The 13,309-nt window shown below is 68.1% G+C and carries 14 protein-coding genes and 1 pseudogene; 7 read left to right on the top strand and 8 right to left on the bottom strand.

All coding sequences use genetic code 11. The features are described from left to right. Positions 1-29 precede the first annotated feature (29 nt). Entirely contained in the window at positions 30-1,664 is a 1,635-nt protein-coding gene (locus ACFYPD_RS16960; protein WP_387113824.1) for a fucose isomerase, read from the bottom strand. Continuing rightward, positions 1,661-3,199 carry an FGGY-family carbohydrate kinase gene (locus tag ACFYPD_RS16955; protein ID WP_387113822.1) on the bottom strand — a complete coding sequence of 513 codons (1,539 nt, stop codon included), beginning with the start codon at positions 3,197-3,199 and terminating at the stop codon, positions 1,661-1,663. Before ACFYPD_RS16955 ends, ACFYPD_RS16960 begins: the two co-directional genes overlap by 4 nt. A 320-nt stretch (positions 3,200-3,519) precedes the next feature. On the opposite strand from ACFYPD_RS16955, the pseudogene ACFYPD_RS16950 reads away from it, so the two are divergent. Then, a pseudogene (locus ACFYPD_RS16950) lies at positions 3,520-3,893 on the top strand (ABC transporter permease); the annotation flags it as partial. Positions 3,894-4,034: 141 nt separating this feature from the next. Here ACFYPD_RS16950 and ACFYPD_RS16945 read toward each other — a convergent pair. The 3 genes from ACFYPD_RS16945 to ACFYPD_RS16935 form a co-directional block, all read right to left on the bottom strand. Further along, positions 4,035-4,376, bottom strand: a complete 342-nt coding sequence (locus ACFYPD_RS16945) for a hypothetical protein (RefSeq protein ID WP_387113820.1) — start codon at positions 4,374-4,376, stop codon at positions 4,035-4,037. A 309-nt stretch (positions 4,377-4,685) separates the two neighbouring features. Then, positions 4,686-5,222: a hypothetical protein gene (locus tag ACFYPD_RS16940; protein WP_387113818.1), complete on the bottom strand. Its 537-nt coding sequence runs from the start codon at positions 5,220-5,222 to the stop codon at positions 4,686-4,688. 283 nt (positions 5,223-5,505) lie between these two features. Further along, positions 5,506-6,477, bottom strand: a complete 972-nt coding sequence (locus ACFYPD_RS16935) for a GlxA family transcriptional regulator (protein WP_387113816.1) — start codon at positions 6,475-6,477, stop codon at positions 5,506-5,508. 533 nt (positions 6,478-7,010) lie between these two features. On the opposite strand from ACFYPD_RS16935, the gene ACFYPD_RS16930 reads away from it, so the two are divergent. From ACFYPD_RS16930 to ACFYPD_RS16920, 3 genes are all read left to right on the top strand, one after another. After that, positions 7,011-7,649 (top strand): HD domain-containing protein, encoded by a 639-nt coding sequence (locus ACFYPD_RS16930; RefSeq protein WP_387113814.1) that lies wholly within the window; start codon positions 7,011-7,013, stop codon positions 7,647-7,649. 143 nt (positions 7,650-7,792) lie between these two features. Further along, complete coding sequence (locus ACFYPD_RS16925; RefSeq protein ID WP_387113812.1) at positions 7,793-8,731, top strand: NADP-dependent oxidoreductase; 939 nt, start codon at positions 7,793-7,795, stop codon at positions 8,729-8,731. A gap of 184 nt (positions 8,732-8,915) precedes the next feature. Continuing rightward, a complete protein-coding gene (locus ACFYPD_RS16920) occupies positions 8,916-9,482 on the top strand; it encodes a GNAT family N-acetyltransferase (protein WP_387113810.1) in 567 nt (188 codons plus the stop codon). A 131-nt stretch (positions 9,483-9,613) separates the two neighbouring features. Here ACFYPD_RS16920 and ACFYPD_RS16915 read toward each other — a convergent pair whose 3' ends face one another. Next, complete coding sequence (locus ACFYPD_RS16915) at positions 9,614-10,447, bottom strand: hypothetical protein (protein WP_387113808.1); 834 nt, start codon at positions 10,445-10,447, stop codon at positions 9,614-9,616. A 170-nt stretch (positions 10,448-10,617) separates the two neighbouring features. After that, a complete protein-coding gene (locus ACFYPD_RS16910) occupies positions 10,618-11,280 on the bottom strand; it encodes a Type 1 glutamine amidotransferase-like domain-containing protein (protein WP_387113806.1) in 663 nt (220 codons plus the stop codon). Between the two features lie 182 nt (positions 11,281-11,462). Between ACFYPD_RS16910 and ACFYPD_RS16905 the strand changes: the two genes are divergently transcribed. Beyond that, a complete protein-coding gene (locus tag ACFYPD_RS16905; protein WP_387113804.1) occupies positions 11,463-11,612 on the top strand; it encodes a hypothetical protein in 150 nt (49 codons plus the stop codon). A 96-nt stretch (positions 11,613-11,708) separates the two neighbouring features. Here the strand turns inward: ACFYPD_RS16905 and ACFYPD_RS16900 are convergent, their stop codons facing one another. Next, on the bottom strand, positions 11,709-12,113 hold the full coding sequence (locus ACFYPD_RS16900) for a nuclear transport factor 2 family protein (protein ID WP_387113802.1): 405 nt from the start codon (positions 12,111-12,113) through the stop codon (positions 11,709-11,711). Positions 12,114-12,130: 17 nt separating this feature from the next. Here ACFYPD_RS16900 and ACFYPD_RS16895 point away from each other — a divergent pair, with 17 nt between their 5' ends. Together ACFYPD_RS16895 and ACFYPD_RS16890 are read left to right on the top strand one after the other, a co-directional pair. After that, the gene (locus tag ACFYPD_RS16895; protein WP_387113800.1) at positions 12,131-12,718 is read left to right on the top strand and encodes a TetR/AcrR family transcriptional regulator; all 588 of its coding nucleotides are present in this window, start codon (positions 12,131-12,133) and stop codon (positions 12,716-12,718) included. A 67-nt stretch (positions 12,719-12,785) separates the two neighbouring features. Next, a complete protein-coding gene (locus ACFYPD_RS16890; protein WP_387113798.1) occupies positions 12,786-13,304 on the top strand; it encodes a hypothetical protein in 519 nt (172 codons plus the stop codon). Positions 13,305-13,309 lie beyond the last annotated feature (5 nt).

Raw genomic sequence — 13,309 nt, 5'->3', positions numbered from 1 at the left:
CACGGCCGGCCGGGTCGCCGAGCGGGTATTCAGAGGTTGACGTCGCCGCAGAGGTGCACCTGGATGCCGAGGTCGGCGAACATCGCGGCCTTCACCCGCAGTGCCCGGTCGGCGGTCTCCGCGTCCGGCGCGTAGGCGACGTTCACGTGGTTGGCCTTGTGGCGGGCCATCAACTGGTCGCGGCCGACCCCGTGCAGCACGGCATGCATGATCGGCCACTGCGGGTTCGTGGCCTCCAGCCGGCGCCGGGTCTCCTCCTCGGGAAGCTCGACGACGGTCGCGCGACCGAGGTCGACGTGCAGCCCGCCGTCCATGATGAACACCCGGGACCAGACGATCTCGCCCGGCTTGGAGACCCCGCTCAGCGTGCCGCCGCCGAGCGGGAAGAACATCGGCGGCTGCCGCATGCTGTACGACTTGTCGTACCCGCCGTTGTGGGACGCCGGCACCGAGCCGGAGATCTCGAACACCCAGACGAAGTCGTTGCCGTAGGTCTCCCCCCACCGGATGTCGTGCAGGGTGGTGGCCGGGTCGAGGCCCATGGCGGTCCAGATGCGGTTGGTGACCAATGAGTCGACGGCCACCCCCTCGTCGACCTCGTTGAAGTGCGGCAGGGGCTCCCCCGCGTAGAGTTCCCGGCTGCCGTCGCGGCTGCGTACCGGTGGTCGCTGGACGTTGTTGAGCAGCCCCTCGGCCAGGTCGCTGGCCGGGACGGTGTCCTTCAGCCCCTGCTGGTACTGGATGCCGACCGCGTCCAGGCCGAAGTCGTCCGCGATGCGCAGGGCGGCGACGTACATCTTGAACTGGCTTGTGAGCTGGGCGTCGGTGAGCTCTGTCGCCTCGTCGGTGCCGGTGTGGAAGGTCATCCCGGCCTCGTCCAGCCAGCGGCGGACCGCGTGGGCCTCCTCGTCTGGGACCCGTGCCATCTCGGCGACCAGCGCGCTCTGCGACAGCCGCTCCTTGTAGATGCCCAGCGGGTTGATCAGCTCGTCGTCGAAGATCGCGTTGTACATCCCCATGCAACCCTCGTCGAAGACGCCGATGATGGCCTTCTCCCGGGCCAGTTGCGCGGCCAGGGCGCGACCGAGCTCGACCTCCGCGTCGTCCGGCAGGGCGGGCAGATCGCGCACGTGACTGGTGTCGTGGCGCAGCTCGCCCGTCTCCAGCCAGGTGCGCAGCCCGTTGACCGCCCAGTCGTCGGTGAAGTCCCGGCTCCACAGCGCGGAGTGCCGCACGTCCGCCTTGGTGAGGCTCGCGGTGAGATTGAGCAGGCCGACCAGGCCCGGGAACTCGCCGCTCCAGTTGGCCACGATGAGGATCGGTCCCCGGTGGCTGCGCAGCCCGGCCAGGACGTGGTGGCTGTACTGCCAGACCGCCTCGACCACGATGAGCGGCGCGTCGACCGGGATGCGCTTGAAGACCTCGATGCCGGCCCGCTGGCTGTCGATGAAGCCGTGGCCCTTGTCCGGGTCGAACGCGTGGCCACGCTCGACCTTCCAGCCGAGCGCGTTGACCGCGGCCGCGAGGTCGGCCTCCAGCTGCTGCTGTGTAGGCCAGCACGTGATGTTCGCGCGGGGCCGGAGATCGCCACTGGCCACCGTGTAGACGGTGCCGGGCGCCGCGGCGGGCGGATCGACCAGCACGGGCAGCGGGTAACTGGTCATGGGGCGACTCCTTCGGTGCGTGGGGTGTCGCTGGCCGCCGGCGGGCCGGCGGCCAAAAGACGGTCCTGACGTGCAGCGAGCGCGTGCGCGACCCGCTTGGAACTCGTGTAGAGCTCCCGGTAGAGCCCGTAGAGCTCGTCGTAGTCGGCGGCCAGCTCGGCCCGGGGCTGCCGGATCTCCTTGACGGGGTTCCACGCCTCGATCGAGACCGGCCACCCGGTCCGCGCGGCGAGGAAGGCCGCTCCGTAGCTCGCGCCGATGGTCTGCGACGGGATGACCTGGGCACGCCCGGTGACGTCCGAGACGATCTGGGTCCACAGTCCGCCCTGGGTGCCGCCGCCGACCGCCACGACCCGTCGGATGTCACCACCGCTCGCCTCGATCGTCTCGATGTTGTGGCGTACACCGAGAGCGGTCGCCTCGAGCGCGGCGCGGTACAGGTCACCGCGGGTGTGCGAGACGGTGAGGCCGGCGACGACGCCACGGGCCCGTGGATCCAGGATCGGCGTGCGCTCGCCCGCGAAGTACGGGAGCATGAGCAGCCCTCTCGCCCCCGGGCCGGAGGCCTCGGCCAGCCGGAGCAGCTCGGGATAGTCCGGTGAGCCGAACAGCTCGCGGAGCCACGCCGTGATCGCGCCCGAGGTGGCCAGGCCGCCGGCGAGGTTCCGCGTCCCGGGCAGGGCACCGACCGTGCCCCACAGCGACGGGTTCGTCAGGCGGGCCGTGACCGTGTGGACGAGGAACATCGTGGTGCCGTACATGAGCATCAGGTCGTCGACGCCCTGCGCGCCCACGCTGATCGCCTCCGACCAGGCGTCGATGGTGCCCGTGACCACCGGGACACCCGCCGGCAGGCCGGCCTCCGCCGCCGCGCGCGACGTCACCGTCCCGGCCATGTCGCCGGGCCAGCGCAGCGGCGGAAGGACCAGGTCGGGTGCGATCTCGTCGGCCCACGGCGCGTACCAGTCCTGGCCCTCGGTGTCGTAGAGCGGTGTGCACTGGCTTGCGGAGTGCTGGTCGAGCACGTACTGGTCGGTGAGTTTCCACGCGAGCCACGAGCTGGGCATGAAGAGCCGTCGGGCCCGGGCGAAGAGCTCCGGTTCGTTGTCGGCCACCCACGCCACCTTGGCGCCCGCCGCCTGGCTGGACAGCGCCGAGCCGCACCGGGAGAGGATCTCCTCGGCGCCGAACCGCTCGGTGAGGCGGGCGATCTGCGGGGTCGAGCGGGTGTCGACGCCGTAGAGGATGGCCGGGCGCAGCGGGGCGTTCGCGGCGTCCGTGAGCAGCACGCAGGGACCCATGCCGCTCACCCCGACGGCGACGACGTCGGCGTCGCCCGGTGCGAGGAGCTCACGGCTGAGCGCGACGAACTCCTGCCACCAGACGTCGGCGTCCATCTCCACCCAGCCCGGTCGCGGGCGGCTCACGTCGTGCGACCGGGTGGCCGAGCGGAGGACCCGGCCGTCGGTGTCGACGAGGACGCCCTTGCTGCTCGATGTGCCGATGTCCACGCCGAGGACGGCCGCAACCTTCATGGCGCCACTGTTTCAGCAATCGATTTCCGAATCAAGACCGATCCGTCGGCGTCTTTCACTACCGGGTCGGGACACGCGCACCGGCGTGCTGGCGTATCGCCTGATCAACGCGAGTGGTGGCAGGCCCACGGGAGCCGGCATCGCCGGGAAACCGTTAACTCAGCTCGGCTCCAGACATGGTCGTCCCACCGATCCCCCGCGATGCACGACGCGATCTGATGCGCGGACCCACACTCTGGCGGCCGCCCTACGGCCATCCCACCGGCGACCTCGGTCCCAGAAGCCTTCGCCGCGGGCCGGACCACTCACGGCGACGGACGGGATTCAACCCGTCGGCGAGTCTCCTCGACTGGCTCGGCGCGATCGGATCATCGTTCTGCTCGGCTTCGCGGCCGGCTGGCTCACGGTCACCCTGGGACTGTCGGCCAAGTCCCCGGAAACGGCGGATCTGGCCTCCGTGCCGCTGGTCATGCTGCCGTTCTTCTGCAGCGCGATCGTGCCGGCGGACAAGATGGGGCCCGGACTCCGCGAGTTCGCGGAGTATCAGCCCTTCACGCCGATCATCGAGACCCTGCGCGGGTTCCTCGACGGCGCACCGTCCACCGGCGACGCGATCCCCGCCCTCGCCTGGTGCGTCGGCATCGCTCTCGTCGGGTACCTGTGGCCGCGTTCGACGTTCACGAAGCGAGCGTGACCGCGACCAACTGACTCCAGCTCGTCCCAGTGTCCCGGCGCCGCCTCTGCGAACTTCGCTTCGCCGAGGCGGCGCCGCACTGTCTGCTCGATCCGGGCATCGCCGGCAAAGGATGACCTGGCTGCGGGGCGGGCGTGGCGATCAGCCGTCAATGTCGCTTCGTGACCGGCGGAAGTAGGAGACGGTCGTCGGGACTAGCAGCACCGCGCCCAGGAAGAAATACGTGTTGATCCCCATGCCGGCCCAGAACTCGGCCACGGAGATGTGTTCCGCGCCCATAAAGCCGCCTCGACGGATGCCTGTGGCCATGAGCAGGTTTTCCACCATCCCGGGAACCCCGCGGACGACGAGTAGCGCGCTGCCAAACCACAGCGGCGTGAGGAGCACCCACCGAGGGACGCGTCGTCCCCATGGCCGGATGGTGGCTACAACGGCCACTGCACCGACGGCCGACATGAGGATGAGAATGACGTTGAAGATCACGTATGCCCTCATCCCCCACGGTCCGTCACCGGTCGGATCGCCACCAGGAAAGAACACCGCTACCAGGTGGGACACGACGAAGAAGACCAGCCATGCGAACGTGCCGTACGCCCAACGAGGGCCGCAGAAAATTCTCATACACCAAGATCGGAGACCCGGGCGCTAGGACGCCTCCCGTCCTGAGGGGAGTCATCTCCCTCGCAAGAGGGAGGCCGAATTTCGAACACACCCGGCTTGGCATGACCGCGACCAGCGGGATCGGTCCCGAACCGCGGGCCCGGTCGTTGCGGTCCCGTGTCTCTAGTCTGGCTAGCCGATTGAAGAGCCGGCGACGTGGCCACCGTGCCGTTCAGCAATCGCCTGCAGGGCTCGCATCCGCGCCTCGGATGCTGGGCTGGGAATGAGCTCGGGGAAGACGACAACGAACTGCCAGTGGAGCCCTGCCGCAAGATGCTCGTCGCTCGTCATGGGGCGGCCCTCCTGGCCCGGCCGGTACGTGGCCGATCGCTGCGCGCCCAACTCCGTCAACTCTGCCCGGCAGGCTTCAACAGCGGCGGCGCTCGGCAGGTCGATGCAGTATGTGGTCTGGCGGGCCGTCGCTTCGGGGTACTGGTCACCGTGTCCCATGGCCCAGTGAAGACGCTGGGCCAGGTCATGAAGGAGAAGGCTGAGATCACCTTCTGAGGCTCCTGCTGGCAGCGGCCCGTGCTCGGTCAGCCGCCGGATCAGTGGCTGCGTCACGCCAGGTGGAAGCTGGTCTGCCAGCAACTGCCCGTGGAGGACCACGTTCAGTCCGAGGAGCGCCGCCAGGTCCTCGTACGGCAGGGGCCGCGTGTCAGGCTTCACCTGGCCAACCTATCCGCAGCCACCCGACCGACGGCCAGACGTCGAAGCGGAACCTAGGCAGCGCTCGGCCCACCAGCGGCGGCGGGGACTCTCGACTTTGTGGGCCAAAACTCGCGCGTCGTCTACATTCGGCCCGTGGATGTCGGCGCGGTCGTCGAGTTCGGTCTGGTGGTCTTCGCGGGCCCTACCTTCCTCTTCCTCCTTGCCGTTCTCACCGCCTGGTGGAAGCACAGGGGCTGAGCCACGATGCGCTGCACACCCGAGCCGCCCCTGACCTCTCGTACTAGCCCGCGTTGGCGCGGCGGGCCGTGCTGAACCGGCGTTGGTAGGCGGCGGGGCTGATCGACAGCTTCCTGGCGAAAACCCGTCGCATGCTTTCGTAGCTGGGGAACCCGGCGAGGGTCGCGGCCTGCGTCGCGGTGTGTCCTTGGTCGAGCAGTGCCCTGGCCATGTCGAATCGGATGTTTTCCACGTAGCGGGCCGGTGTCGTGGACAGCTCGTCGTGGAACAGCCGGGTGAGGTGCCGGGTGCTCACGTTGAGGTGTTTCGCGAGTTCACCAAGCGAGTGGTCCCCGCGGGGGTTCGCCGTCACCACGTCGGTGATTGTGCGGAGAGCCGGCGAGCGGGGCGGCGGTCCCTGCAGCGGTGCCGAGAACTGGGACTGACCGCCTGCACGCTGCATGTACACCACCAGGGCGCGTGCGACGTCGCGCGCCAGGTCGGGCCCGTGGTCCTCTTCGACGAGAGCGAGCGCCAGATCGATACCGGCCGTGACCCCTGCCGACGTGTATGTGGTGCCGTCGCGAACGTAGATCGCGTCGGGCTCGACGCGGCACGTCGGGTGCCGGGCGGCGAGCTCGTGCGCGACCTGCCAGTGCGTGGTCGCGCGCTTGCCGTCGAGGACGCCGGCGGCGGCGAGGACGAACGCTCCGGTGCAGATCGACGCGACCCGGCCGGCCAGAGCCGCCGGTGTCCGTGCGGCGTCCGCCAGGTCGGCGGGGACAGGGGTACGCGGATAGAGGTCGGACCCGGCCACCAGTAACGTGTCTGCCGGCTCCGAGGAGACGGCGCCGTCGACCCCGATCCGGACCCCGAGGTTCGACGTGACGTCCGCACCGGTCGGCGACAGCAGCACGATCCGGTAGTCGGCACCGAACCGGTTCGCCTCCGTGAACACCTCTGCGGGACCGGCGACGTCCAGCAACGTCACTCCGTCGTAGACGAAGATCGCGACGCGATGGGGGCCGGCGTTCACCGCTCCGGTCCCTTCGGAGCCGGATCCGGGCGGTAGCGGCCGGACCCCGGCGGCCGTTGGGTCGCCGGAACGGGAGGCATGGACACCGCTTATTGGTAGCACGCCATTACCGGAGATCACGGGGATCCTCGTGGGCGGGGTTGCTCACGTCACGACTATTGCAGGGAACCGAACTCTCCGTGATCTTCGCCGATTAGGTGTACGCGGCTTTGTTCAAGAGGCGACCGGAGCCGTTGCGAAGGCTGGTCCACGAAACCCTGCGCCGCAGCCGATGCCAGGCTGATTCACGCAATGAACCGGACACCGGGCGTCGCGGGGAACGGGCCGTGACGGACGGCGCGAAATCGCAGCGTACGTGCTGAACCCGGCTGCGGGACGCGGTGCCGCGTGTGGTGGAGCACCCGACTGCCATTGCGCCCTGTCCGGATATAAGTGATTCCTGGCCGGACGAAGGCGGCGACGTACGACGATCGGTGGGCAGCATGGAGGTCGGAGAGGCGGGTCCGCACACGTTTCCCGGAAGGTCAGAGGTCATGCCAGAGGTCATCGCGGGGTTGGAGATTCCTGAAACAGCGGCGGTCGCCGAAGCGACCAGGCGCATCCAGGAGACGACCAGCCCTCTCATCTACCACCACTCCCGACGGGTCTTCCTGTTCAGCCTGATTCACGCGCACAAGCTTGGGGTGAAACCGGACCCGGAGCTGCTCTATCTGGCGGCCATGTTCCACGACACCGGCCTCCTGACTCCCTTTTCCGACGTCGAGCAGCGCTTCGAAGTCGATGGCGCCGACCACGCGCGCAGGTTCCTCCTGGACCGGGGCTTCTCGACGGCCGCCGCCGAGACCGTTTGGACGGCGATCGCGCTGCACACCACACCCGGCATCCCCGACCGGATGGCGCCGGAAATCGCGACCACATACCTCGGTGTCCTGACCGACGTGCTCGGCTTCGGCTTGGACGGACTGGAACACGATCAGCTGGACGAAATCCTCGCCGTCCATCCACGAGGGGACTTCAAGAACGAGTTTCTGCGGGCCTACGTCGACGGGCTGAAGAACCGCCCCGACACCACGAACGGCACCGTGAACTCCGACGTGCTCGAACACTTCATCCCCGGCTTCCAACGCGTGACGACGGTCGAGCGCATCCTCGGTTCGCCCTGGCCGAGCTGATTGGACCCGGGCTCACCAGCGCACCGACGACGGGCGGTCCGCGACCTCCGCGGCGGGGCCGGCACCACGCGCGCCACGAGCGGAACCCGTGCTGAGCCCTGAGCCACCCCATACCGACGAGCGTTCTGGGAAAGGATTCGAGCATGCGAGCGATCACCGTGCGAGACCGTGACGCGGGTGTCAGCGGGCTCACCCTGACCGACATGCCTTACCCCCACGCTGCGGAAAACGACGTCATCGTGCGCGTGCACGCCGCCGGCTTCACCCCCGGAGAACTCGACTGGCCGGGAACCTGGACCGATCGCGCCGGTCGCGACCGGACACCCAGCATCCCCGGGCACGAGCTGTCCGGAGTTGTGGTCGAGCTCGGCTACGGAACCACCGGCCTCACCGTCGGCCAGCGGGTGTTCGGACTGACCGACTGGACCCGCAACGGATCCCTGGCCGAATTCACCGCGGTGGAGGCCCGCAACCTCGCCCCACTCGCGGCCGACATCGACCACACCGTGGCCGCCGCGCTGCCCATCTCCGGACTGACCGCATGGCAGGGACTGTTCGACCATGCCCACCTCACGACCGGCCAGACCGTCCTCATTCACGGCGCCGCGGGCGGCGTCGGCTCGATCGCCGTCCAACTCGCGCGGGAAGTGGGCGCCCGCGTGATCGGCACCGGCCGCGCCGACGACCGTGATGTGGCGCTCGGCCTCGGCGCGCAGACTTTCCTCGACTTGGACGCCGACGATGTGCGGCACGTCGGCGAGGTGGACGTGGTGTTCGACGTCATCGGCGGCGACATCCTCGAACGATCGACCGAACTGGTACGCCCGGGCGGCACCCTCGTCACCATCGCCATGCCACCTACCGTGCAGCCCAAGGACGGCCGAGCCGTCTTCTTCGTCGTCGAACCTGATCGCTCCCGGCTGATCGACCTCGCCCAGCGCCTCCGGACCGGACGGCTCCACCCCATCGTGGGCGCCGTTCGCCCGCTTTCCGAAACGGCCTCCGCGTTCGCCCGCCACCGCCGCACGCCCGGCAAGACGATCATTCAGGTCGCGGGCGAACAAGGAACGCAGCGCTCCTGATCAGGGTGCGAATGCCAGCGGGCTGCTGATCGCCGGCACGGGCTGCCGTGGTCGTCGCATGCGCCCCTGCGACCGGGCGTCCGACCACCTGGTCACCACCGGAAGGTTTAAGTGAGGACCCAGGCGCCGGACGGGGCCCGATATATGGCTTGGAATGGCTCCTCGCTTGGCTCACGATGAGCGCGTGTCTGATCCCGAGGGTGCGACTGATGCCGTCGCGACCGACCGCTTGGTCCTTCGAAAGCCGCAGCGGGCGGACGTACCTGAGATATTCGGGCTGTACGCCGACCCACGAGTGTGGGGGCCTGACCCGCTGAGTCGCCACGATACGATCGAGCAGACCGGCAGGATGGTCGACAACTGGTGCGCGGCTTGGCGCCGTGATGGCCTGGGAATGTGGACTGCTTACGGTGCGGACCACACCTTCGTCGGCATTGGGGGCTGCTTCGTCCGCTACGGCGTCGCGTGGAATCTTGGCTTCCGGCTTCTTCCAGGGTTCTGGGGACAGGGCTATGCCCAAGAGATCAGCGCAGCCGCCACGACGGCGGCGCGGGCTCTGCGCGCCGACCTGCCGATCACCGCTTACCTGTTGGAGGGCAACGATCGATCTCGGCGGGTTGTCGAGCGTAACGGGCTCAGGCTGGCCTGGCGCGGTGCGGACGCGGGGAATCCCGACGCCTCGGCTGTTCGACTGCTCTACAGCGATCGGCATCTGTCCCAGGAAGCCGTGACCGCTCTGACCGAGCGCTGAACACGCTGGACACAGTTCGCCCCGCTACTCATGGCGAAGCAGTATGAGGCATCCGCGAAGGGCACTGTCATCGGCATGATCGCGCGATCAGCGGCAGAAGTTTGCGCACTGGTCGAGCCGGGAGCAACGTGTCATAGGTTGTCGATGTAGATGACGACCGCCTCCGGCGGTGGCCCCGGCGGCAGCTCAGATGCCGACTCGACGTCGGCGTACAGCCACATGTGGTGCGCTGTCCAGTTCAGGATCCCGCCCGTCTCGCGGGAGCCGCGATAAACCCCGTGTTCCGGCTGGAGCGGCCAACCACGGCTGCGGAGGTGTTCGACGAGCCCGGTCACGGCCGTCGTCCTGTCGGCACCGTCGGCGGACATCACCACGAACTCGGCTGTGCAGTTGCCGCTGCTGCCACCATCGGCGCAGATGTCGGCCGACACCAGGCGCAGCGACGCCGGCAGTGGGAGGACCTCATCCTCGCGGGCAGGAAACCGCAGCCTGCCGTCGCCGTCGAACCCGACGACGCCGAGTCCGCAGCCGCACAGCAGCACCACGGTTACCAACGTCGCCATCGAGGCAACCCACTGAACTTTGCCCGCCGTCCGGTTTCCCCTGTCGAGGTGAGGGGCGGAGAAGGGGCGCACGCTCCGATCGATGACCAAGGCGGCCAGGCACAGGACGCCGACCAGCAACCACACCGCGAACCAGTCAAGCCATGGCGCGGCTACCAGGCTGCGGGGCCACTGCGAGACGGCAAAAGCGGCGGCCTGCCCTGCGATGAAGACGACGCCGACAGCCACGCCGACGGCACGGCCACTACGGGTGCCCCACGCCCAGGCGCTGACCACGATCAAGCCACAGATCGCCGCCACCACAGCAACCATGGACGCACTCTGCCCGAGCGGCAGTAACGCAAGCGCAGCGCCGCCCGCAGTCAGCCACCAGCGCCAACTGTTGCCCGCCACCATCACCACGATGAAACCTAAGATCATCACCAAGGTGGTTGGCAACCACTGTCACAACATCATTTGGGCGGCTCCTTCTACCCGAAGGCCGAACGAGGCGTGCATTGGCGCGGCGCTCTCGGAAATGCTGCAAGTCGATGGGTCACGTCCAACGACGCGACGTCACGGATGCCGGGCGGCTATGGCCCGAACTTCTTCCATTGCCCTTCGGAGACCACCTCGACCGAGCCGTCGACGACCTTGATGGCCGTCTGTTCGTCGATGGCGTAGGCCGGGACACCGATTTCGGCGGCCCACCGCTCTGCGTCGGCCAGGGTGTTTGTTGGGAAAGCGTCCAGGTGCGGGAAGATCGAGAAGTCGACGACTCCCAGGGTGCGGTCGTCCGGCGCGGACGGCCACTCGACGAAGTACGTTCCGATCCGGGGCGTCATCACCATGCTTCCGGCACTCACTCCCACCCAGACCGTGTCGGGCAGCGATGGCAGCAGATCGGCCAGCCCGGACTCGCGCATCCAGTGGCACAGGTACGTCGCGTCGCCGCCGTCGACCAGGAGAACGTCGGCCTCCCGGACCCAGGGGACCCATCGCTCCGCGCCGATGGTGGGCAGTGCGGTGAGCTCGAGGATACCGAGCGACGCCCAACCCAGACCGGACAGGTACCGAAACACGGGCTCGGCGGCTACGAAACCCCGCACCGACTTCGGACCGCACATCGGGTGACCCCACTGTGCCGTCGGAACGCATAGGGCGTGGCACTCCGCAATCGGCTTGCCGAGGAGCTGCACGAGCGCCGATTGGATGCTTGGGTTCGTGACGCCGCCTGACGTAAGCAAAAGCTTCAAGGTGCCTCCAGATTCGCGCGGAGGGTGGATGTGTATGAAGACTCAGGACCGTGCTGGAACTCATCGAGGTCGAGCAACCTCTTCAGAGGTCCCTCAGGTCACCGGGTCCGATTGCCCACCAATCCTCCACCGGGTCCCTACCCGCACAGCACGTGCACCCGACCGACACACGCAGGATGCGCATGTCACGGCGACCGCTCATCGGCACGACCGGGCGTCCGCGCATGCCACGCCCGGTCGGCGGCAGAAGCGTGCACTCGATCAAGACGGACGACCGGCAAGTGGAGCAGCGCCTGAACGCCGACTACCGCAAGGCGATCGCCAAGCGCTGATCACCGGTACCCCGGTGCCGGGCGCAATGGGGTGCAGCGCTGGGACTACCGGCTGCTCCCGCTCGCCTTCATCACCATCGGAAGCCTGATCCTGGCCTATGCCTGACCGACGGCCTGGGCGATGGCGAGAGTGTGCTGGTACTCGCGCCAGTGGGCCAGTTTGCCGTCCCTGGTCCGCAGCACCCCGATGAATGGCGCCGAGGCGGTTACCCCGGTCGCTGTGTGAGTGCCGACCAGTTCGTACTCGACCACGATCACCTCGGGGTCAACGGTCTCGTGGACGACCACGTTGCGGCAGTCGTCGAACCGGACCGGGAACACCGCCCGGCCCTCCTGCGTGTACTCGAGCACCCGCTGCTTCCCCTCGGTACGCGTAGGGCGACCGGGCGCGGCAAACGGTGTCTCGATCACCACGTCGTCGGCGAGCAGGTCGGCCTCGTAGGTGGGCTGGTTCGCGAGCCACTGGGCACGCATGCTGTCGAAGATCTCGTTTGGTGTCATGTCGTCCTCCCTGAATAATGAGTCAGGACTCGACTTGCACCGCCGAGAATAATGAGTGGAGACTCATTTTGGTAGAGGGGTCACCGCTGCGTGCCGATGCGCAGCGCAACCGCGCGCGCATCCTGGACGCCGCCGAGGCGGTCTTCGCCGAGTTCGGGCCCCGTTCCTCCACCGAGGAGGTCGCCCGGCGGGCCGGCGTCGCCATCGGCACGGTTTTCCGCCACTTCCCCACCAAGGACGACTTGCTCGCCGCGATCATGAAGCGACTGCTGGCACAGCTCGTAGAGGAGGCCGGAAAACTCGACCTCTTCGCCTTCTTCACCCACATGGTGGCGCAGGCCGCAGCGAAGAAGACCGTCGTCGACCTGCTTGCCGGGTCCGGGGTGGACATCCGGCTGCCCGACGCGGTGGGTCCCCTTGAGGAGGCGGTGGGCAGGCTGCTGGACCAGGCCCGAGCCGCCGGAGTCGTCGCCGCCCCGATACAGCTACCCGAAGTGATGGCGCTCCTTGCCAGCGTTTGCCAAGGGGCCCTGCACGGTGGATGGGACGAGCAGCTGCAGGGCCGTACACTCGCGGTTATCTTCGCTGGACTGAAGCGCAACTGACCGCCAGCCCCGTGGATCAGACCTGCCTGACCGCAGCGGCCGGGCTGCCCGACGCACCTTCCAGTGCTTGATCGAGCATCCGCTCATCGGCACGACCGGGCGCCGGCTCGATTCGATTGTGGTGACACTGCATCGCGCGCGGTCGGCGGCATGTGCGTTGCCGCTGGTTACCCTCACTGAGATGAACGATGTCGAGCGCCCAAGCCAGCGCCTTGTCGAACAGCGCCTACGGAATCGGGCGATGGAAGCGCTGGAGGCGCTGAGCAAGGGGGACAACGGCGTTCGCGAGGTCGGCTTGGCGGAGTATGTCGAGCAGTTCTTCGACGTCATCGATGACGACGCGCCGTGGCGTTGGCGGGAATGGACCTGCTTCACACGACATGAGATTCAGGCTCTCGCCGAGGTTCAGCGGCTACTCAGGGCGGCTTGCACGGCGACGCCGGATGCCCAGTCCGAGGACCAGTTCATCGGCTCCGGCTGGCCGACCAGAATCCAGCCGAGTGCTAGGCATGCCCTCGAAGCGATGCGGGCGAGAGGACGCTTCCGTGAGGACGTCGAGGAAGAGCACCCGTCACTGCCTGCCTGAACATC

This window comes from Micromonospora sp. NPDC005299 (genome assembly GCF_042872345.1).
Classification (GTDB): Bacteria; Actinomycetota; Actinomycetes; order Mycobacteriales; family Micromonosporaceae; genus Micromonospora.
The sequence above is the reverse complement of the archived record's forward strand: the minus strand, read 5'-3'. Positions and strand labels throughout refer to the sequence as shown.